We start from the raw sequence: 19,287 nt of genomic DNA, 5'->3' as shown, positions 1-19,287 counted from the left end.
ACCTCCCTCTACTCCTTAAGAAAAGCCTCGAGTTCCTGAGACTTCGGATGGGTGAGCATGTCTGGAATTTTACCATCTTCCATTATGGCTCCATCCGTTAAAAAAATTCCACGATTACCTAGTCTTTTCGCCTGCTTTAAATTGTGAGTGACCATAATCATCGTTAAATTGTTCCGCTCAATCAGCTGATCCAATACTTCTTCAATTTCCTCAGCTGTCCGGTAATCAAGCGCACTAGTGGGTTCATCTAATAAAAGCACTTCAGGCTGATTGGCCAGGGTTCTCGCCAGCGACACACGCTGCTTTTCACCGCCGGAAAGCTGTTCTACGTCCCTATCTAAGTAAGCTGATGGAAGTTGAACATATTCCATCAGCTTTTCTGCCTGCTTTACTTCCCATTCACCAAATAAGCTTGGTCCGTATTTTATATTTTCTAAAACGGTCCCCGGAAAAAGATTGGGTTCCTGAAGAACCAGTCCCACTTTTTTTCTTAATTCAGACACAGGATGCTTATCTATATTTTCGTCCTCATAGTAAATTGTTCCCGATTCAGGACTGTGCAGCCGATTAAATAAAAACAGCAGTGTACTCTTTCCGGCACCGGATGGGCCAAATAATATCACTCGTTCCTTTTTTGCAATATTGAATGTCAGATCCTTTAAAGGACCATGCGAAACACTTTCAAATTTAAACATATAGCTCGTCTCCCGCCCTTTCGTCTATGTAAATCTTTTACTAAATGACACGTTCTTATACCTACCCTAATTGAAGAGGCATTAAGCAAAAAACCGCTATGGGCAGGACCCATAACGGCTGTAATACCTTATTTGAAATCATAGAACCTGAATAAGTCTCCGTAAATGATGTCATTCGAATACTGCAGTTCTTTATCCACTTTTTCCTGGATAGGCTGGCAGGCTTCTTCCGCCGGAGGTATTTCTATTCCGGACTCGCGTTCGTAGCAGATACTATCTGTGTAAATATATTCATCGCTTACGAAGCTTCCGTCACGCATGGCTATGAAGTTCTTGCGATCTTCTGAAAACATATCTGATCCGAAAGTTAAATCCTTTTTATCCTGAATGCCCAGCAGGTTGAGCAGCGTCGGCTTTACATCAATTTGCCCGACGACTTCTTCACGGACTTCCCCTTTTTCATACCCTGGGATATGAATCATAAAGGGCACTCTCTGAAGCTGGATATGCTCATAAGGCGTGATCTCTTTTCCTAGGAAGTCACTCATGGCATTGTTGTGGAACTCACTTATGCCGTAGTGATCGCCCATTAGAACAATTATTGAATCTTCATAAATTCCCGCTTCTTTCAGATCAGCAAAGAACTCCTCGATCGCTTCATCCGTATATCTGGCTGTCTGAAAATATTGGTTTAACGTTTGAGATCCGGAATCATACATATCGATATTGGCTCTGTCTTCTGGTAATTCAAACGGAAAGTGGTGGGTTAACGTAATAAATTTACTGTAAAATGGCTGCTCCTGATCTTTTAAATAAGGAATCGATTGTTCAAAAAACTCCTTATCCTCCAATCCCCAGCCAAATGTATTTTCTGGTGTCTCTTCAAATGAGTCTTCCCCATAAAAGTGATCATACCCAATGTTTTCATACATTACATCACGGTTCCAAAAGCTCTTATTATTCGCATGAAACACAGATGAATAGTAACCGTTATTTCCTAAAATCTCCGGCAGGGCATTATATTCATTTTGGGCATGCGTAAAATAAACGGCCCCGCGGTCTAAAGGATACATTGAATTTTCTACAATAAATTCAGAATCCGAAGTTTTACCTTGAGCCGTCTGGTGGTAAAAGTTTTTAAACCAGATCGTGTCGCTGCTTTCCTTAAGATCATTTAAGAAAGGAGTGGTTTCTGTTCCGTTGATTTCCGTATCGAAGAGGAAATTTTGAAAGGATTCCACACTCACAAAGATCACATTTTTGCCCTCGGCTACTCCAAACATTTCTGAAGGTTCTTTCGATCCTGTTTCCTCTTTCATATAGGAACCGATTCTATTGACTTCACTGCCATCGGCGAAAACCCGCTGAGCTTTTGTTTTCGTATGCATCGTCGCGTCATACACATGATAATTGAATACCCCGATATTTTTCACTAGATATTCCCTGTCAAAAGCACGAACGAATAACATCGGACGTTCGATTTCCGCTACTACAACATTTCCGGCCAGCAGCAAAAACGTAATCGCCGTCGCCGCAACTTTCGCATGACGGTTGAATATAACAGCCGGTTCGTCAAGCTTTTTACTTAATACCCAGACAATGATAATATCGACGATCAGCAATAGATCCTCAAAGTGGATGAGAGTTAAAATGCTGGAAGTCAAATCTGCTGCGTTATTTCCTTGAAATAATACAGGGATGGTTATGAAATCTGTAAAATTCCGATAGAACACAAGGTTTAAATATAAGATAATCGTCCCGATGATCATCACCCATCGTAAGTATCTTAACTGGTTTTTAGGTTTTAACCAGACACTGATAGCAAAGACGAGATAAGCACTTGCTAATGGGTTTAAAAACAATATAAATTCCTGCAGAGCATTTTCAATGGACAGGTCAAACATAAACCTATAGACAAAATAGGTCTTCAGTCCAAATAAAAAAGATGCAATTACAAATAAGGGTATTCGCAATCTATTAAATTGCATGGTGTTGTCCTCCTTCACCCCGCAACGCCAAAACAAATTTGCAGTCACTAAGATGTTTCTTTATATTAAATTCCACGATTGATATTTTTCAAACCGTATCCTTTATTATGACGAATATCGTACCACAAAAGTTTCATTAAATGTAGTTTCGCTGCTTTTTAAACGTTGCAGACGATACATAGACGTCTCACGTAAGGACCACCCCTACACTTTCTTACTTATGATACTGTTTCACTAGGAAAGCTCCTCCAATAACCCCGGCATCATTTCCGAGCTCTGCCAATTCAAAGGTGCAGGCTTCGCCGGCACGAGGAAGAACATAGGATTCATAGGCTTTTTTTAATGGAGTTATCAGCTGGTCACCTGCTGCAGACACACCTCCACCAAGAACAATCTTATTTGGATTTGTCACTACTGTTAAGTTAGCAAGTGCCAGGCCTAACGTGTCAGTAACGTTTTTTAACACCTCTTCAGCAGCTAGATCTCCTTGCGCAGCCGCTTGAAAAACGTCTTTAGCCGTAATGTTATTTATCTTAGACAGTTTCGAGTCCGGATATTCTTCCAATTTTTCTCCGGCTTTTCTCACGATGGCCGTGGCTGAAGTTTCTGTCTCCAGGCAGCCGCTTCGGCCACAGTTACACGGAGCCCCTCCTGAGGTTTTGACGAGCATATGGCCAATTTCTGCCGCTGTCCCATTAGCTCCGTTAATTACTTCTCCATTAGCGATAATCCCGCCGCCGACGCCTGTTCCAAGAGTCACAGCGATTAAGTTGTCTACTCCACGTCCGGCACCGAGCCAGTTTTCTCCAAGGGCGGCTAAGTTTGCATCGTTATCTACCCAGACAGGCAGTCCGGTCAGATCTTGGAGTTCGTTTCCGAAATCGAAATTTTTCCACCCAATATTTATGGCTTCATTTATGTAGCCTGTGCTCGAATCCACAAACCCAGGCGCTCCTGCTCCAATTCCTAATATAGAAGATTTATGTATATCGAGTTCTTTTAATGCCTGCTCAATAGCATCTTTAATATCGGAAGTTATATTTTTTCCTTTATCCGATGTATCGGTTGGTATTTCCCATTTTTTTATAATTTTCCCCTCTACTGAAATAACCGCCAGTTTAACGGTCGTTCCTCCGATGTCGGCTCCAATACTGTATAATTCTTTCATCCTCATCACTCTCCCGTTTCTTTATCTTTTTGTACAGCTATCTCTGACCTCAGCAGTAATATAGCCATTTCGAATTGTTCTTTAGAAAGACATTGCGATTGGTAAAGCTCCATAACCTCCTGCTCCATCAGCTCCAGCTCAGCGAGGCGGTCACCTATATAAATAAATGTCCCGAACTTTTTTAATAGTTGTTGCACATCATAGATTGTTTTCATTTTAATCACCTTTTTTATTATACCAATCGAACACTCTAATGAAAACGTAAAAATCCCCGGCCGATAAATTATCGGTCGGGGTCTTTTGGATGCAGAAACACCGGCCTTCGATTTTTCAAAGGAATCGGAGAGCGAATCAGTATATCCCGAAAGGCTCTTAAAGAAAAAGGCATAAACGGCCAGAAATAAGGTGTCTTAAATGTCTGCATCTGTGTAAGGTAAAGAAGCCAAAAAGTCATTCCAATCACATAGCCCTTAACCCCGAAGAAGCCGGTAATTAACAGCAGAGCGATCCGAGTGATGCGGTCAGCCAGGCCGACTTCATAGCTCGGTGTTGCAAAAGTACCTATGGCAGCAATCGATAAATACAAAACTACTTCTATAGAAAATATACCCACATCTACCGCTACCTGCCCGATCATGATAGCAGCTACCAGCCCTAAAGCAGTAGCTAAGGAAGACGGTGTATGAATCGCAGCCATCCTCAGCATATCAATACCTATTTCAGCAATGAGGAATTGTAACATCAACGGGATCTTCCCTACTTCTTCCGGACCTAAAAACGATAAGTTAACCGGCAATAGGTCAGGCTGTATGGAAAACAGATAATATAACGGTAATAAAAACAGGGAAACAAACAAAGCGAAAAACCTCACCCAGCGTAAGTATGCTCCCACAAGAGGCTTTTGGCGATATTCCTCTGAATGCTGCATGTGGTGCCAGAAGGTAGCCGGAGTAATCATTACACTTGGTGACCCGTCAATAATAATAAGAATATGGCCTTCATAAAGGTGTGCGGCAGCTGTATCCGGCCGCTCGGTATATCGAATCACGGGGTAAGGATTCCAGTGGCGCCCGCTTATAAATTCTTCAATCGTTTTTTCCGCCATCGGGAGAGCATCTGTATCAATTTCATGAAGCACACGCCGCAGATGTTCGACTCTGTCATCATCAGCAATTTCCTTTATATAACAAAGGCACACATCGGTTTGTGAGCGTCTCCCGATTTGAATATATTCCATACGCAGCGAGCGGTCTCTTACTCTTCTGCGGGTAAGCGCCGTGTTAAATACGATTGTTTCGACATATCCGTCACGTGAACCTCTAACCACTCTTTCCAAGTCAGGTTCTGCAGGTCCTCTAACAGGATAAGTTCTGGCATCGATCATTATTATTTCATCGATGCCCTCCACGACTAATGCAGTCGGTCCAGCAAGGACTAAGTCACCTGCCTGATTAAGATCCTTTACTCTATCTAATTCAACGTATGACAGATGGGTTTTAAATAATTTTTCCAGAGGGTCCGGCTCTATTTCATCTGGTTCAAGCCGTGAAAGAAGTCTCATTAAATAGTGTAGAATTTCATCTTTAACAAATCCATCCACCATAAAAAGAGACATTCTTCGGTTCGCATATACCAAATCGAGATGAATAACATCAAAGCTTTCATTTACACCCAAGTAGTCAGTTAAATAGTCTATATTCTCATCATAATGATTGAATAATGGCTGTTTCTTTTTGTTCATTGTATCCGCCCCTAATCGTCCCTTATCAAAATTAGGTTGTACTATTAGAAAGAAAAAATACGCTTCTTCCATAGATGATGAATTTTTTTAGCATGTCCTCTCTTTCTTTTTCATAAGGTTACATAGAGCTATTAAGGGAGTGGATGTAATGAAATACATCTGGTTATATATCGGACTTTTTCTCGTTGGAGTGGTCATCACATACTTTCATTTCTCCCATAAGGAGTTGTCTGTCATCAAATACTTTCCTATTGATGAAGAAAGAAAATTTGAGACAGCTTCCACTACTCTCGCTTTTAAAGAAAGCGAAGGAGACGATGAATATGAAATCGAATGGGAAATCTTTTCTAAAAGTGATGAGCCAGCCTATTTGAGACAGGATGTATCTCTTTTATTCGTAAACGGAAGGTTAAAAGGTGTCGTGAATAAGTGGAAGCAGGACGTTGAGGAAATCCATAAAGTGTCTTTTCTGCATGGGGAAGATACAAAAAGATATGAAGCTCTCTCCGTTCACCATGGCGAATACCATGAAGATGATACGATTAAAAGCATCCAGGCTGTATCAAATGACCGTCTCTATATCATAGATTCTCCCCATACCAAACGTTTTGCTTTTCATAAACCTAAATCACAAGAGGAAGAAGAATGGCAGAAAAAATTAGACCATTCCATTAACCAGCAGCTTGAAGCCCAGTGGGCAGAGCTGATGGAATATTATCAGCTTTCCACCGATCAATATATTACAGCACCTCTTACTGAACTGGCCAACTACACACAAAAAAACCCTTTCCCTTATACGGATCCTGAACAGTTTGACAGAATTTCTGGTCAGCTGTGGGAAGGACTTTATAAAAATTATGTGCTCGGTATAAAAGATTCGGAGTCCAGCCACCCGATTCAAAGCTACGAGCCTTTACTGCTGTTCGATAAAAAAGGCACCCATTTAATGGTACTGTTTGAAGATGACCAGGGGAAGAATCATCAGCTTATTCAATACTATTAAGTTCTTCTTTTAATTCAATGAACTGCTCATGATCCGGATTTAATCGTGCAGCTTCACGCGAATGCTTTTGAGCCAGCTCAATCTTCTTGTTCTGCTGATAGATAAGAGCAAGGTTATAGTGAGCTTCAGCCATGTCGGGCTGAAGCTCTATAACTTTTTCTAAATCAGACTGGGCAAGGTCCAGTTCGTCAGTCTGTGTATAAGCAAAGGACCGGTTGAATAACAATTCTGCTTCATACTCCCCCGGTTTTAACAGGGCATTGGTCGTACGGCTGATCGCTTCTTCATAATTCTCCTGGTCAATCAGCTCCTGTGAGAACTGAAGCTCCGTCAACCCGTATTCTCCTTGAACTCCTGATAGGCCTCTGAAAATAAGTATAAGAACAGCAGCCGTATAAACCACAGCTCCGAGAACCTGCTTCATTCCCTCTTTTCTTTTCGGCAGACTAACCGAAGCCGAAGCTAGAAATCCGCCCAGCAATCCTCCGAGGTGAGCGCCGTTATCTATTTGAGGAACAACAAATCCAAATACAACGTTAATCGTAATTATAAAAATCAAGTTATATCCCATCGTCTGAAAAAAGAGCCGTTTATTTTTTAAACCAAAGTAAAGCAGTGCACCAAATAGTCCGAAAATCGCCCCGGAAGCTCCGGCTGCCACGTTAGGATTAAAAGCAAAACTTGCCAGCCCGCCGAAAATACCGGCAAGAAAATAGATAACTAAAAATCTTAGGGAGCCGTAAATCCTTTCTACTGCTGATCCTAAATAATAAAGCGCCAGCATGTTCATTAATAAATGAAAGATCCCTATGTGAAGGAACATTGAACTGATAATCCTCCACCATTCTCCTTCTAATATAGCCGGGTTATACTTGGCACCTAACTCGATAAGCGTAACGACAGATGTACTCCCTCCGGACATCTCAAGCCACGCAAACATCATAAGGTTAATTGCAAGCAGAATATAAGTAATTTTAGGCGTCCCAAAAGAGAAAACCTGCTGCGCTTCTTTGATCTTTCTCTGCTGAATGGTATATAGCTGCTGCTTTAAATAACCAGCCTGCCTTTCCAGTTCCATTTCATCCAATTGATCAGGAATGACAGGCGGCGACGATAAGACAGGGGAAAAAGCTTCGTGTTCTCTTTGTTTTTCTTCATCATCAAGGTAATGGATGTGAAGTTTTTTTATATAACCGGCAGGATCTGCGTTTACATTTTCCCACTCATCAACAGGAGGGTATTCAGAAATATAGAGGCAGTGGACGTGAACATTTCTCCCGCCCAGAAGCCTGCTATTCTGCTTAATTTGCTGCAGTACATAATCAATATCCCGCTTCATCTCGTTTCTCCAGTTAAACACACCATGAAGCAGCCGATAGATATGACGCTCTCCTTTATGCTCTTTTTCCAGCCATACCTCACTTTTCTCCGATTCCACATGGAGGATCTCAAACCCATCATGACCGACCAGCTCATGGGCAAGCTTCCATAAATAATACTCTTGTTTAATGTACACCCATCACCCCTCCTTTCTTCGATCTTATCATGCTTATTTACTAAATGTGCCCAAAAAAGCTCACAAAAAAACTGCCTGATGAGCAAGCAGTCTTTAACAAAGTTTATGAACGAAATAATTGTCCCATGAATTTCTTCCTTATAAATGGGATCCGCATCGTTGTGCGAACCGCAAATTTACGAAGTACAGGAACAGCAGCAACAAAAGAAACAATTCGATTACGAAACGTATAACCGGCTACACCTACAGGAAACAAAATGAGCAGTAGAACTTTAAAGGCATTCATGCGGTTCCTCCTAAAACAGTCTGTTTAAAGGTAGGATGAGCATGGATACCTGGAATTATTCTTCCCTTTCGCAGGATAATAAGCCTTCTTCCGTAATCAGCTGATTTACTTTTACATCAAATGGCTCCACAGGGACTTTGTCAATAAGCTGTCGGGTTGATAATAATGAAACTGTCTCCCCTTCATAATCGATTAAATAGCGGTCAAAAAATCCGCCGCCGTATCCAATCCGGTACCCTTCTTTATCAAACAGAAGGCCGGGCACAATTATTAAACCAATTTCGTCCTTTACTATCGGAGTGGAGACTTCCGGTGAAGGTTCTTTCAGACCGTAATAGACGGTTTCTAACTGCTCAAAACTATGTAAGAGATAAAACGTCATTTCTTTAGTTTTAGGATCACACTTTGGCACGGCCACTTGTTTATTATCCTTCCAGGCTTTCTCTATGATGGAGTAAGTGTCCCATTCGTGCTTAAAGGAAACCGTGACGGCGACTGACTTAGCTTTCTTCCAACTCTCAGAATAAAACAGCCTGCTGTGGATCTTTTGCTGGAAATTTTGCTTTTCTTCTGGGGAAAAAGACTTCAAAATCAGCTTTCCATGCTCTCTTAATGCTTTTTTATTCATAATACCCCTCCATTAAATAAGAAAAGAGACACCCGTTCGCTATTAAGCAGACGAACGACCGAGCCTTCTCGTAAAAACGAGCGCTGCTGGGTCTCGCACCGCTCGTTTTTCCGCAGGAGCCTCGCAGAACTACCTACTTTTCTATCCAATATCAACAATGTCGATTAACAACGTCAAATATAAAAAAAACAGCAGGAGTGAATCCCCTGCTGCTTATTTAGTCTCACGGTGAAGCGTATGCTTTCCTAGACGCGGACTGTACTTTTTAAGTTCAATACGCTCTGGGTTCGTACGCTTATTTTTTGTAGTAATATAATTACGGTCACCAGTTTCAGTGCAAGCAAGTGTAACATTTACACGCATCATTATCCCTCCAAATCAAAAATCTATTCACTGTCTTTCATCACATAATCAGACTAACTTATCGTACCAAAACTTTGCTCAGCTTTCAAGTATGTATTCGATCAGGTGAAAAAAATCAATAGATATCCTCTTCAGGATGTGGTATAACTGTACGTGGTATGAGAGGAGTGAAAGAAATGACGACCGTATTAATTACTCTAGCTTCAGTGGCCGTTATTCTGTTAATCGCATCGTTTTTCATGAACGATCGCCTTAAAGATGTTGAAGATCAAGTAGAACAGCTGTCCATTCAAGCCATGCAAGATACATATCAAGTAAAGAAAAAATTGAATGTGTTAGAGGAAGAACTGCTGTCGGGAGATGAAAGCGGCCTGCCCGCGAAAAAACAGTACTTTTCAAAGCCTCGTTTAGAGCAGACTATTCAAAGTATGTATCGAGGCGGCTATTCTAAAGAACGCATCGCCCAAGAAACACAGTTAAATGTAGAAGATGTGCATTCGATTGTCAGTCAGCTGGAAGTTAAGGGTGTGAGAAAATGAAGAAGCCCCTGCAATTTTTCTCCATCGGTCTCTTAACCGCTACGGCTTTAATAAGCGTCTTCTTCATCACTTCACCTGATAGTTCTTCTAAAACTGTAACGGCCCTCTCCGATGAAAAAATGATCGATCAATTACAATCAAAGAATTATCACGTACTAACCGAGGAACAGGCTGCCGAACTGGAATCGATGGCGGCGAAAGCTGAAGAAATTGTAAAAGAAGAAAAAGCACAAGATCATGTAAAAGAAGAAGAAAAAGAGGATAAAGAACAGGTTGATGAAAAACCATCTACCTATACTCTAGTGGTTAACGCAGGTACAAGTTCAACAGAAATCAGCCAAATCCTTGAAGATAAGGGTTTTATCGATAGCGCTGAATCTTTTAATATCTACTTAGATGACCGCAATTTAACAGAATACGTACAAATCGGCGAATTCGAAATTGTTGAAGAAATGAACAGAGACGAAATTGCCGATAAAATTACGAGACAATAAAAAACAGGGAAGCTTAAGCTTCCCTGTTTTTTCTAATCATTTAAATCATACGAAACACCTTTTATTAAATAAAGAATGCTTTCCCCAATGTTTGTAATATGATCGGCAAATCGCTCAATATATCTTGAAGTATAAGCTGTCTGCATAATATATTGAATTTGATCTGGATTGCTTGCCGTCATTTCTAATAAATCTTTTGTGATACGTCCATATAGCTCATCCACCTTATCATCTTTCTCAGATAATAACATAGCAAAAGAAACATCCTCCAAATGATATGCATTAATTGCCGTATCTACCATCTCCAGGGATAGATTCATCATCTCCCTAATCGAAGAGTGAATGGAAATAGGCGGATTCTCCCCTAAAAATAAAGTAGCTTTTGCAATATTTTTTCCATGGTCTGCCATTCGCTCTAAGTCTGTCGAGATCTTAATAGCTACGATTAACCTTCTTAAGTCAGAAGCTACCGGCTGCTGCTTGGCAATCATAATTAAAGCCGATTCATTAATGTGCTGCTCTTTCTTGTTGTACACATGGTCATTGTCTATAATACTTTGAGCTACTTTTAAATCACTATTGTAAAGAGCATCTACAGAATTTCTCAGGACTTGCTTCGTATCCTCCGCTAATTCTTCCACTTCTACTTTCAGCTTCTCTAATTCTTCCACAAAAAAACGTCGTGTCTGCATATCCAGGTTCCTCCTCTGTTATTATCCAAACCTTCCGCTAATATAATCTTCGGTGCGTCTATCTTGAGGATTTGAAAATATCTGGTTTGTATTGTCATATTCCACAAGCTCTCCGTTCAAGAAAAAAGCGGTCTTGTCCGATACTCTAGAAGCTTGCTGCATGTTATGAGTAACAATTACAATCGTGTATTGTTCTTTTAACTGCTGAATTAACTCTTCTACTCTTAGAGTTGAGATCGGGTCAAGGGCAGAAGTCGGCTCATCCATTAAGATAACATCTGGTTGGTTGGCAATCGCTCGAGCAATACAAATTCTCTGCTGCTGACCACCCGAAAGCCCCATCGCATTCGTGTGGAGGCGGTCTTTAACTTCATCCCAAATAGCCGCCTGCTTTAAACTTCTTTCCACCATTTCATCCAGCTTTGCTTTTTTTCTAATACCCTGGATTCTAGCTCCAAACACAACATTTTCATAAATAGATTTAGGAAATGGGTTAGGGTGCTGGAAAACCATCCCTACTTTCGTTCTTAACTCTTCCGGGTGATAACTCGAATCAAAAATATTATCTCCATAATAATTTATCTTTCCAGAAACCCTTACTTCAGGGACCATTTCAACCATACGGTTTAAAGCTTTTAAAAAAGTTGACTTCCCACAGCCTGATGGACCGATGATGGCTGTTACTTTATTTGTAGGAATATCCATCTTAACTTCATATAGGGCTTGTTTACTTCCATACCATAGATTGAGATTTTCTACTTTATAAGAATGCTTTTCCATTTAACTCATCCTTTTTAATGTCATCACTTCAATATCAGCTGAACTTACCAGAAATATAGTCTTCTGTTCGTTTTTCCTTGGGATTAGTGAATAAATTTGACGTATTGCCAAATTCAACTAAATCTCCGTTGTACATAAAAGCTGTATTGTCTGATATCCTTGCGGCCTGTTCCATATTATGAGTAACTACAGCTATCGTGTAGTGTTTTTTCAATTCCATAATTAGATCTTCTACTTTAGCACTTGATATTGGGTCTAAGGCTGAAGTAGGTTCATCAAGTAAAAGCACTTTTGGCTCTAATGCCAAAGCGCGAGCAATACATAACCGCTGCTGTTGTCCGCCTGAAAGAGACAATGCGGAATCATCCAGCCTGTCTTTTATTTCATCCCATAAGGCTGCTTGTTTCAAAGAATCCTCTACCATTTCAACCATATCTGCCTTGGACATTTTCATGAACTTAAGCGCATGAGTTATATTTTTCCGAATCGGTTTAGGAAATGGATTCGGCTCTTGGAAAACCATCCCAATTTCTTTTCTTAAAGCAACAACATCGATATCATCTCTTAAAATATTTAATTCTTCATAGTTAATCTGACCTTCATAGCGGGCAATACGAATTTGGTCATTCATTCGGTTAATTGTTCTTAAAAGTGTTGATTTCCCACATCCTGAGGGCCCAATAAAAGCTGTTACTTTATTTTTTTCAATAGGCATCGAAACATTTTTAACTGCCTGGTTATCTCCATAAAACACACTAAGATCTTTTAAATCAAGCAGGGTTTCAGAATTTTCTTCCTGGTGCCTATTTTTCTCCAGGCTGAATTTGTTATGACTTAACCTTTGTTGCTCTTGTTTATTACCTTTGGATTTAACATTAACTTTTGCCATTAGTCATTTATCCCCTTCCTACTTAGAACCAGTGATCTTTTTGAAAATGATATTGCCGATAACACGTGCTGTTACATTAAAGATGAGGACAAAGATAATAAGCACTGCAGCAGAACCTGACGCTATCGCATCAACGTCTGGCATAATCCCTTGTGAATTAACCTTCCAAATGTGAACAGAAAGTGTTTCAGCTGATCTAAAAGGGTTTAAAGGTGAATTATTGTCAAAAGGGTTCCATGTGTTAAATTGTAAATTATTAGTCGACAAACCAGCGGTAAATAACAGGGCCGCTGCTTCACCAAAGATTCGGCCGGCGGATAAGAGGATTCCTGTTAATATTCCGGGAAATGCAGCTGGAATTAATACAGTCTTTACAGTGTGCCAGTGAGTTATACCTAATGCCAAGCTGGCATTTTTTTGTTTGCCAGGTACCGAACGGATCGAATCTTCTGTCACTCTTACAATAATTGGAAGGTTGAAAACCGTTAGTGCCAGCGATCCTGCAATGATGGAATAACCTAACCCCATATATTGTACAAATACTAATAAACCAAACATCCCCACTACTATAGATGGCAGAGACGATAGAACTTCTACACTAGTTCGAATGACATTCGTTAATTTCCCAGCCCGAGCATACTCAGCAAGGTAAATTCCGCCTAATATACCAAGGGGCACTGAAAGAATAAGCGTTACAATTAGGATATAGAAGGAATTCCATAGCTGGTTCTTAATCCCTCCACCTTCCATAAATGAACTGGAATCAGAAGTTAAAAAGGACATATCCACGTAGGATAACCCACTCGTTAAAATATAACCTAAAAGGTACACTAATGTGGCCGTCATAAGGACCGCACATAGAATAAACACTGAAGTTGCTAAATTATTGACTAATCGTCTATTCATTAAACTTTCCTCCTTGAGGACACCACGCGAATAATAATGATAAACACATAGGACATCACTAATAAAATTAGTCCAAGAGACCATAGTAAACTGTTGTGCACACTTCCATAAGTAGTATGCGGCATGTCCAGAGTAATGATAGATGTCAGCGTAGCAGCTGAATCAGTGATCGATGAAGGAAGACCTCTCACGTTTCCAATAACCATTTGTACAGCTAAAGCTTCACCAAATGCACGCGCCATTCCCAATACAATAGCAGTCATGAGGGAAGGAAGCGCTGCTGGAATAATAACTTTATAGATCGTCTGCCATCTTGTTGCTCCCAGGCCATACGATGCATTTTTAATATCATCAGGAATGGCTTTAATGGCATCCGCCGAAATACTAGTAATGGTTGGTAGTGTCATAACCCCTACAACGATCATCCCTGCAAGCAGACTAAAGCCTAAGCCTCCAAAATTATTCCGGATGAGGGGAACAATGACAGTAACCCCGATTAAACCATAGACTACAGATGGAATTCCTACTAAAATTTCAATCACTGGCTGAAGTACTTTTTGTCCCCACTTTTTCGCAATCTCTGTCATAAAGATCGCACTTCCAATTCCTAAAGGAGCTGCAAATAAAGCAGCTAAAAAAGTGACAGCAAAAGAACCAAATATAAAAGAAAAGGCACCACTATTTTCAGTTCCATCCCATCCCGTGGTTGTTAGAAAGTTCCATAAGCTTACATCAAAGGCAAAAAACGTCCTGATTCCTTTATAACCTAGAAATAAAGTAATGGCGATGGTTGCTACGATAACCAAAGCCGCACTTGAAAATACAAGAATTTTACCTCGTGTTTCATTTTGTTTGCTTGAAGAACGATTCGTTTTCAACAATCTATGATTATTTCTCTCAGAATTCTGGGCGTTCGCCATAACATACTCCTCCTAATGCATGGGAAATGGGCTGAACGGAAAGCCTACTTTTTACATGAGAAACTGTTTCTCAATGTGAAGAAGTAGACGAACCGGCCAACCCGTGTTGATTCCCTATTTACATCCTAAATTACTATTTTATTCAATTTCAGATTCGTTACCTTCAGCGTCACGTTCTACTTCCATTTTAGTTGATGGAATGTATCCTTGTTCTGGAAGAAGAGACGTTTGAACCTCTTCGCTCATCATATAATCAAGAAATTCTTTTTCAAGACCTTCCGGCTCACCTTTAGTGTAGCTGTGCTGATAAGCCCAGATTGGAAATTCTCCTGATTGGACATTTTCATCCGTAGGTTCTACTCCATCAATACCCATTGGAATAATGTCTTTATTCAGTTCAAAATAAGCAAAAGACAAGTAACCTACAGCTCCAGGAGTATCATTAATAATTTGCATTACACGGTTTGAAGAGTCCTCCGTAATTCCTTCAGCAGGTTCTTCACCATCAAGACCGAATTCATTAAACGTTGCACGGGTTCCAGATCCATCAGGACGGTTAACTATGGTAATTTCCTGATCTGCTCCACCAACTTCAGACCAGTTCGTAATTTCGCCTGTGAAGATTGCTTTTAAGTCTTCTTTTGAAAGGTTGTCTACACCAACTTCAGGGTGAGCTGCTGCGGTCATGCCTACAACTGCAACTTTGTGGTCAACCAGTTCATCTGCTGGAATATCTTCTTTTGTTTCAGCAAAATAATCAGAATTACCAATGTCAAAGTTGCCTGCTGCAACTTCACTTAGTCCAGTTCCGCTTCCTCCGCCTTGTACATTAATTTGAGCGTCAGGATTTTCTGACATGAATTGTTCAGCAGCTGCTGCCACTAATGGCTGCATAGCACTTGATCCGCCCACTGTGATTGAACCGGATTCTCCTTCGCCGCCGCTTCCTTCACCTGAGCCAGATTCTTCAGATGAACCGCATGCAGCAAGTACTCCAGCTGCTAGTATAAAAGCAAATAACAATGCAAACTTTTTAATTCTTTTCATTTCTAAATCCCCCACATCTCTATTTTAGTTAACTCGCTTACAGTCCCTATATTAAGAGAGGAGTTTTAACCCTATATATACTCAACGTTAAGGTTTTGTAAATTCAATCTTTCCTCCTGGTTATTTAGTATAAACAAAAAAAAGAGTGATGCGCTTAAGGCATCACTCATCTGCTTCTGTTAGATCTTTTTTTATTCCTTCTTCCGCCCGATCTTCTTTCAGCTCAAAGTAAGCATCTAGTATACGGCGGGAGATATATCCATTAATACTCGTGCTCGAGTCTTCCCCGGTAAATGGAACGATAACCGAGAAAGCGACCTCAGGATCATTATAAGGGGCATACCCGACCATCGTCAGGTTTAAGGTATCATACCCTACTGAATCTCCATCATCCTGCGTGTAATATTTCCTCTGCTGGGCTGTCCCTGTTTTCCCGGCTGCCTGGTAATCAGCATCATTAAAATAGCTGTAAGCTGTTCCTCCCGATTGAAATACTGCCCGGAAACCTTCCTGAACCCGCTCGATGTCACTCTGGTCCATGGTGACGCGGTTCATAACTTCCGTATCGTATTTCTTGTAAAGCGGACCGAGTCCATCTCCATCCTGACTAGGGTTATGAACTTCCTTGACCAGCTTAGGCCGGACACGATTACCTCCATTTGCAATGGTCGATACGTACTGGTTAAGCTGCATTGCTGTATACGTGCTGTACTGGCCAATCGCAAAGTCAAGCACTACCCCTGGATTCGGGAACTCCATTTCTTCAAATCCGCGAGCTTCGTATGGGAAATCGATTCCTGTCTCTACTCCAAGTCCAAATTGGTTAAAGTGATAGACGAATCGCTGCAGCGTATCACTTTTTAAGTTTAAATTCCCATTTTCCACGTATTCGTGACCGCCCATCCACATCGCAATGAAATACATATAAACGTTGGAAGACTGCTGCAGGGCGGAATAATAATTAACATTTCCGATGCCCGAACGATAAGAGCTCTTATTCGGCGAGCCTGCAAAGCGAAGAGTTCTATCATTTACATATGTTCCTGGACTAATGACTCCTTCCTCCAGCCCAGTCAGCACTGTGGCTCCTTTTACAGTCGAACCAGGCATATAGGAATTATAAAGCGCATGGTGGCCGACGTTCGTTACTTTGTCTTCTCCCGGCTCACGGTTACGGTTATATTCTTTGCCTGAAATAGCAAAAATCTCTCCATTGTTAGGGTCTGCCATGACAACAATCGCATTTTCCATGTGACGGTTTGCTGCCGGTTCCTGTTCAATGGCTTTAACCAGCTCTTCTTCAACGATCTTGTCTACTTCCTGCTGAAGCTCCATATCGAGGGACAATACGAGGTCTTTCCCCCTCGAACCTTCGCGGACGACTTCTGTGTTTACAACATTGTTATCACTATCTGTCGTATACTGAACTTTTTCTTTCGTGCCGCGTAACACTTCTTCATACTGTTCTTCAAGTCCGCTTATTCCAACGCGGTCATTACGGCTGTAGTCCAGCGACATATAATAATCTTCCTGCTCCCCCGGTATTCCCTGCTCACTAGTTGTAATGCTTCCTATATAACTTCTAAACATATCATCAAATGGATACTCACGATCCCAGTCAGACGTCACATTAATACCAGGCAGTTCTGATAAATGTTCAGCTACCGTAGAATATTCTTGCTCAGATATTCCTTTGTTTTTAACGACATGAGGCGCAAGTGCGTAAGCCTGATCCAGTTCTTTCTTAATAGCTATAACTTCCTTAGTCTCACCATCAAAGCTGCTAATTTCCTCTTCTGTAATGGTATCAAGCTGCGCCTTATACACTTCGCCATTATCCAGGCCTTCTAATTCTTCTTCTGATACCCGCTGGGTGATCACTTCTTCATTCTTTAAAAAGTAATAATCCTTTAAGTCTCGTTTCGTTAATTTGTCTTCATATTCCATATCAATGTACTGTGCAAGTTTTTCAGCCAGCTCTAAACGATCCCTTGGCTGTACCCCTTTTGGCGGTGTATATGTAATGGAATAAAGAGGCTTATTGTTTACAACTAAACGACCAAACCTGTCGTACATCTCCCCTCGAGGAACAGGAATAGTCGTCGTTGTATTCTCCGTCCGGTCAATTTGTTCCTGTGCTGCCTCACCAGTTAAAATCTGTACAACGCCTAATTGTAAAATTAAAATGGCAAACAACAGAAACACTACAAAAAATACGATATTTAAACGGAAAGGCAAATGTGACTTATTCCTGCCAGCTTTCTTCTTCCCCATCGGTTCCTCTCCCTTACCTCAAAAAAATTATCTAAACTTCAGTATAGCATTTTTTGATAGTAAAGAACTAGTGGGAGATTCAGCTATTTTGCACACTTTCTTTAGGCGTGAAATGTATATCTTTAATGAAAAAGTAGATAAAGAAATGACCTCCTCCTACTAAAAGCAAGATATATGGAATTCCTGTTTCCGGTGGAATAAAAACGATGGCTAATAAAAAAATGAAGATCGAAAGGATTCGCCCTGTATTGAGAAAAATTTCCCGCACTACAATATATTCAATCCTCATTTCCCCCGCATTCCATGACTTCCCAATCACATCATAAGTTAAGGACTGATACGGAACAAAAAGCACAGGGAAAAATACACCGGCAATCGCCCCATAAAATAAAATCAGAGACAGGCTGTCACTGAAAATTAGCAGCAGAACGGACAAATAGAGGGACAGTCCCGCAAGAAAGATGGCTTTCTTCCTCTTTCCAGGCTTTATCCAGCGGGTAACTAAAAAATAAAAAAGCAGTGAAAACCCAGAATACACAAGGTTAAAGATCCCAAGTGAAAATTCATCACGGGTTACAAGATAAATCCAAATGGTTACCGCAAATAAAAAAGTCCCTTCCCGAAACCCTTGAGAAATATGAGCTTTTAAAATTTTGTTCCAATTGCTGTTATACTTCCGTTCTAAAATAATCCGTTTAAACGAAAAATTACCTTTTGCTTTTCTCCTCGACAAGAAGAAACTCATCACGACCGCTACAATAAAAAAACTAAAGGAAATCGCAAAAATCACCGTGTAGCCTGTGAATTGGTTCATGCGCGAAATGACATAACCGGCAAACAGCGGTCCTGTCATGCCTCCGAAGGACTGAAGAATTCCCAGAAAGCCATTAAAAAAATCCCGGGTATCTGGTTCTGTGATTTCAAAAGTTAACACGTTGTAAGCCAGCCAGTAAAATCCGTATCCCACCCCTAGTAAAGCACCGAGAACCAAATTATACTGTGCAGCATTGTCTCCTATAAAAAGCACAGTTAAAAAAAACAAGGAAAGTACCGTCACGCCTGCCCGCAGTACAATGACCCGGTCGATCTTTTTTGCGCACTTCCCTGCAACAATAAAAGTAATCGGCTGCATAATATAAATGCATAAATTATATAATGCGATATCTGTATAGCTGTTAGATTGTTTCCATAGATAAACATTCACAAAGGTACTGGATAGAAAAATACCAAGCGAGTATAACCCGCCGATCACCAGCAGTAAAATTAAATCTTTAGAGACATTTTCTTGCGACAACCATGTTTTCAGCTTTTGTATCATAATTGAATATCTCCTTTGATTTATCTTTCCTTAGTGTGAT

The 19,287-nt window shown here is 40.6% G+C and carries 20 protein-coding genes; 3 read left to right on the top strand and 17 right to left on the bottom strand.

Annotated elements, in window-relative coordinates:
- Positions 1 to 8 precede the first annotated feature (8 nt).
- From HUS26_RS05240 to HUS26_RS05220, 5 genes are all read right to left on the bottom strand, one after another.
- Positions 9 to 695: an ATP-binding cassette domain-containing protein gene (locus tag HUS26_RS05240; RefSeq protein ID WP_173916150.1), complete on the bottom strand. Its 687-nt coding sequence runs from the start codon at positions 693 to 695 to the stop codon at positions 9 to 11.
- 128 nt (positions 696 to 823) lie between these two features.
- Positions 824 to 2,683 (bottom strand): LTA synthase family protein, encoded by a 1,860-nt coding sequence (locus tag HUS26_RS05235; RefSeq protein ID WP_173916149.1) that lies wholly within the window; start codon positions 2,681 to 2,683, stop codon positions 824 to 826.
- Between the two features lie 214 nt (positions 2,684 to 2,897).
- The gene (locus tag HUS26_RS05230) at positions 2,898 to 3,851 is read right to left on the bottom strand and encodes an ROK family glucokinase (protein WP_173916148.1); all 954 of its coding nucleotides are present in this window, start codon (positions 3,849 to 3,851) and stop codon (positions 2,898 to 2,900) included.
- A 5-nt stretch (positions 3,852 to 3,856) separates the two neighbouring features.
- Entirely contained in the window at positions 3,857 to 4,066 is a 210-nt protein-coding gene (locus tag HUS26_RS05225) for a YqgQ family protein (RefSeq protein ID WP_173916147.1), read from the bottom strand.
- Positions 4,067 to 4,134: 68 nt separating this feature from the next.
- Positions 4,135 to 5,592: a spore germination protein gene (locus tag HUS26_RS05220; protein ID WP_173916146.1), complete on the bottom strand. Its 1,458-nt coding sequence runs from the start codon at positions 5,590 to 5,592 to the stop codon at positions 4,135 to 4,137.
- 148 nt (positions 5,593 to 5,740) lie between these two features.
- On the opposite strand from HUS26_RS05220, the gene HUS26_RS05215 reads away from it, so the two are divergent.
- Positions 5,741 to 6,595, top strand: coding sequence for a hypothetical protein (locus HUS26_RS05215; protein WP_173916145.1), 855 nt, complete (start codon positions 5,741 to 5,743; stop codon positions 6,593 to 6,595).
- Here the strand turns inward: HUS26_RS05215 and HUS26_RS05210 are convergent.
- From HUS26_RS05210 to rpmG, 4 genes are all read right to left on the bottom strand, one after another.
- A complete protein-coding gene (locus tag HUS26_RS05210; protein WP_173916144.1) occupies positions 6,579 to 8,111 on the bottom strand; it encodes a rhomboid family intramembrane serine protease in 1,533 nt (510 codons plus the stop codon). The genes HUS26_RS05215 and HUS26_RS05210 overlap by 17 nt on opposite strands.
- A gap of 103 nt (positions 8,112 to 8,214) precedes the next feature.
- On the bottom strand, positions 8,215 to 8,397 hold the full coding sequence (locus HUS26_RS05205; RefSeq protein WP_173916143.1) for a hypothetical protein: 183 nt from the start codon (positions 8,395 to 8,397) through the stop codon (positions 8,215 to 8,217).
- 55 nt (positions 8,398 to 8,452) lie between these two features.
- Positions 8,453 to 9,025: a 5-formyltetrahydrofolate cyclo-ligase gene (locus HUS26_RS05200; protein ID WP_173916142.1), complete on the bottom strand. Its 573-nt coding sequence runs from the start codon at positions 9,023 to 9,025 to the stop codon at positions 8,453 to 8,455.
- 213 nt (positions 9,026 to 9,238) lie between these two features.
- A complete protein-coding gene (rpmG, locus tag HUS26_RS05195) occupies positions 9,239 to 9,388 on the bottom strand; it encodes a 50S ribosomal protein L33 (RefSeq protein ID WP_082233831.1) in 150 nt (49 codons plus the stop codon).
- A gap of 176 nt (positions 9,389 to 9,564) precedes the next feature.
- On the opposite strand from rpmG, the gene HUS26_RS05190 reads away from it, so the two are divergent.
- Positions 9,565 to 9,927, top strand: coding sequence for a hypothetical protein (locus HUS26_RS05190; protein ID WP_173916141.1), 363 nt, complete (start codon positions 9,565 to 9,567; stop codon positions 9,925 to 9,927).
- On the top strand, positions 9,924 to 10,421 hold the full coding sequence (locus HUS26_RS05185; RefSeq protein ID WP_173916140.1) for an endolytic transglycosylase MltG: 498 nt from the start codon (positions 9,924 to 9,926) through the stop codon (positions 10,419 to 10,421). The genes HUS26_RS05190 and HUS26_RS05185 overlap by 4 nt, the downstream gene beginning before the upstream one ends.
- A gap of 32 nt (positions 10,422 to 10,453) precedes the next feature.
- Here HUS26_RS05185 and phoU read toward each other — a convergent pair whose 3' ends face one another.
- The 8 genes from phoU to HUS26_RS05145 all read right to left on the bottom strand — a co-directional run bounded on the left by phoU (position 10,454) and on the right by HUS26_RS05145 (position 19,247).
- Positions 10,454 to 11,113 (bottom strand): phosphate signaling complex protein PhoU, encoded by a 660-nt coding sequence (phoU, locus tag HUS26_RS05180; protein WP_173916139.1) that lies wholly within the window; start codon positions 11,111 to 11,113, stop codon positions 10,454 to 10,456.
- A gap of 21 nt (positions 11,114 to 11,134) precedes the next feature.
- The gene (gene pstB, locus HUS26_RS05175) at positions 11,135 to 11,893 is read right to left on the bottom strand and encodes a phosphate ABC transporter ATP-binding protein PstB (RefSeq protein WP_173916138.1); all 759 of its coding nucleotides are present in this window, start codon (positions 11,891 to 11,893) and stop codon (positions 11,135 to 11,137) included.
- Between the two features lie 34 nt (positions 11,894 to 11,927).
- On the bottom strand, positions 11,928 to 12,671 hold the full coding sequence (pstB, locus tag HUS26_RS05170) for a phosphate ABC transporter ATP-binding protein PstB (RefSeq protein WP_254434262.1): 744 nt from the start codon (positions 12,669 to 12,671) through the stop codon (positions 11,928 to 11,930).
- A gap of 129 nt (positions 12,672 to 12,800) precedes the next feature.
- Complete coding sequence (pstA, locus tag HUS26_RS05165; protein WP_173916136.1) at positions 12,801 to 13,688, bottom strand: phosphate ABC transporter permease PstA; 888 nt, start codon at positions 13,686 to 13,688, stop codon at positions 12,801 to 12,803.
- Positions 13,688 to 14,608 carry a phosphate ABC transporter permease subunit PstC gene (pstC, locus tag HUS26_RS05160; protein ID WP_173916135.1) on the bottom strand — a complete coding sequence of 307 codons (921 nt, stop codon included), beginning with the start codon at positions 14,606 to 14,608 and terminating at the stop codon, positions 13,688 to 13,690. Before pstC ends, pstA begins: the two co-directional genes overlap by 1 nt.
- A 138-nt stretch (positions 14,609 to 14,746) precedes the next feature.
- Positions 14,747 to 15,655 carry a phosphate ABC transporter substrate-binding protein gene (locus tag HUS26_RS05155; RefSeq protein WP_173916134.1) on the bottom strand — a complete coding sequence of 303 codons (909 nt, stop codon included), beginning with the start codon at positions 15,653 to 15,655 and terminating at the stop codon, positions 14,747 to 14,749.
- A gap of 162 nt (positions 15,656 to 15,817) precedes the next feature.
- Positions 15,818 to 17,929, bottom strand: a complete 2,112-nt coding sequence (locus HUS26_RS05150) for a penicillin-binding protein 2 (protein ID WP_173916133.1) — start codon at positions 17,927 to 17,929, stop codon at positions 15,818 to 15,820.
- A gap of 79 nt (positions 17,930 to 18,008) precedes the next feature.
- Positions 18,009 to 19,247, bottom strand: coding sequence for an MFS transporter (locus HUS26_RS05145; protein WP_173916132.1), 1,239 nt, complete (start codon positions 19,245 to 19,247; stop codon positions 18,009 to 18,011).
- Between the last annotated feature and the right edge of the window lie 40 nt (positions 19,248 to 19,287).

The organism is Halobacillus sp. Marseille-Q1614 (assembly GCF_902809865.1).
Lineage (GTDB): Bacteria > Bacillota > Bacilli > Bacillales > Halobacillaceae > Halobacillus_A.
The sequence above is the reverse complement of the archived record's forward strand: the minus strand, read 5'-3'. Positions and strand labels throughout refer to the sequence as shown.

Coding starts and splice junctions, on each gene's coding strand:
- HUS26_RS05240 (WP_173916150.1), bottom strand. CDS start 695: ATGTTTAAATTTGAAAGTGTTTCGCATGGTCCTTTAAAGGATCTGACA.
- HUS26_RS05235 (WP_173916149.1), bottom strand. CDS start 2,683: ATGCAATTTAATAGATTGCGAATACCCTTATTTGTAATTGCATCTTTT.
- HUS26_RS05230 (WP_173916148.1), bottom strand. CDS start 3,851: ATGAAAGAATTATACAGTATTGGAGCCGACATCGGAGGAACGACCGTT.
- HUS26_RS05225 (WP_173916147.1), bottom strand. CDS start 4,066: ATGAAAACAATCTATGATGTGCAACAACTATTAAAAAAGTTCGGGACA.
- HUS26_RS05220 (WP_173916146.1), bottom strand. CDS start 5,592: ATGAACAAAAAGAAACAGCCATTATTCAATCATTATGATGAGAATATA.
- HUS26_RS05215 (WP_173916145.1), top strand. CDS start 5,741: ATGAAATACATCTGGTTATATATCGGACTTTTTCTCGTTGGAGTGGTC.
- HUS26_RS05205 (WP_173916143.1), bottom strand. CDS start 8,397: ATGAATGCCTTTAAAGTTCTACTGCTCATTTTGTTTCCTGTAGGTGTA.
- HUS26_RS05200 (WP_173916142.1), bottom strand. CDS start 9,025: ATGAATAAAAAAGCATTAAGAGAGCATGGAAAGCTGATTTTGAAGTCT.
- rpmG (WP_082233831.1), bottom strand. CDS start 9,388: ATGCGTGTAAATGTTACACTTGCTTGCACTGAAACTGGTGACCGTAAT.
- HUS26_RS05190 (WP_173916141.1), top strand. CDS start 9,565: ATGACGACCGTATTAATTACTCTAGCTTCAGTGGCCGTTATTCTGTTA.
- HUS26_RS05185 (WP_173916140.1), top strand. CDS start 9,924: ATGAAGAAGCCCCTGCAATTTTTCTCCATCGGTCTCTTAACCGCTACG.
- phoU (WP_173916139.1), bottom strand. CDS start 11,113: ATGCAGACACGACGTTTTTTTGTGGAAGAATTAGAGAAGCTGAAAGTA.
- pstB (WP_173916138.1), bottom strand. CDS start 11,893: ATGGAAAAGCATTCTTATAAAGTAGAAAATCTCAATCTATGGTATGGA.
- pstA (WP_173916136.1), bottom strand. CDS start 13,688: ATGAATAGACGATTAGTCAATAATTTAGCAACTTCAGTGTTTATTCTA.
- pstC (WP_173916135.1), bottom strand. CDS start 14,608: ATGGCGAACGCCCAGAATTCTGAGAGAAATAATCATAGATTGTTGAAA.
- HUS26_RS05155 (WP_173916134.1), bottom strand. CDS start 15,655: ATGAAAAGAATTAAAAAGTTTGCATTGTTATTTGCTTTTATACTAGCA.
- HUS26_RS05150 (WP_173916133.1), bottom strand. CDS start 17,929: ATGGGGAAGAAGAAAGCTGGCAGGAATAAGTCACATTTGCCTTTCCGT.
- HUS26_RS05145 (WP_173916132.1), bottom strand. CDS start 19,247: ATGATACAAAAGCTGAAAACATGGTTGTCGCAAGAAAATGTCTCTAAA.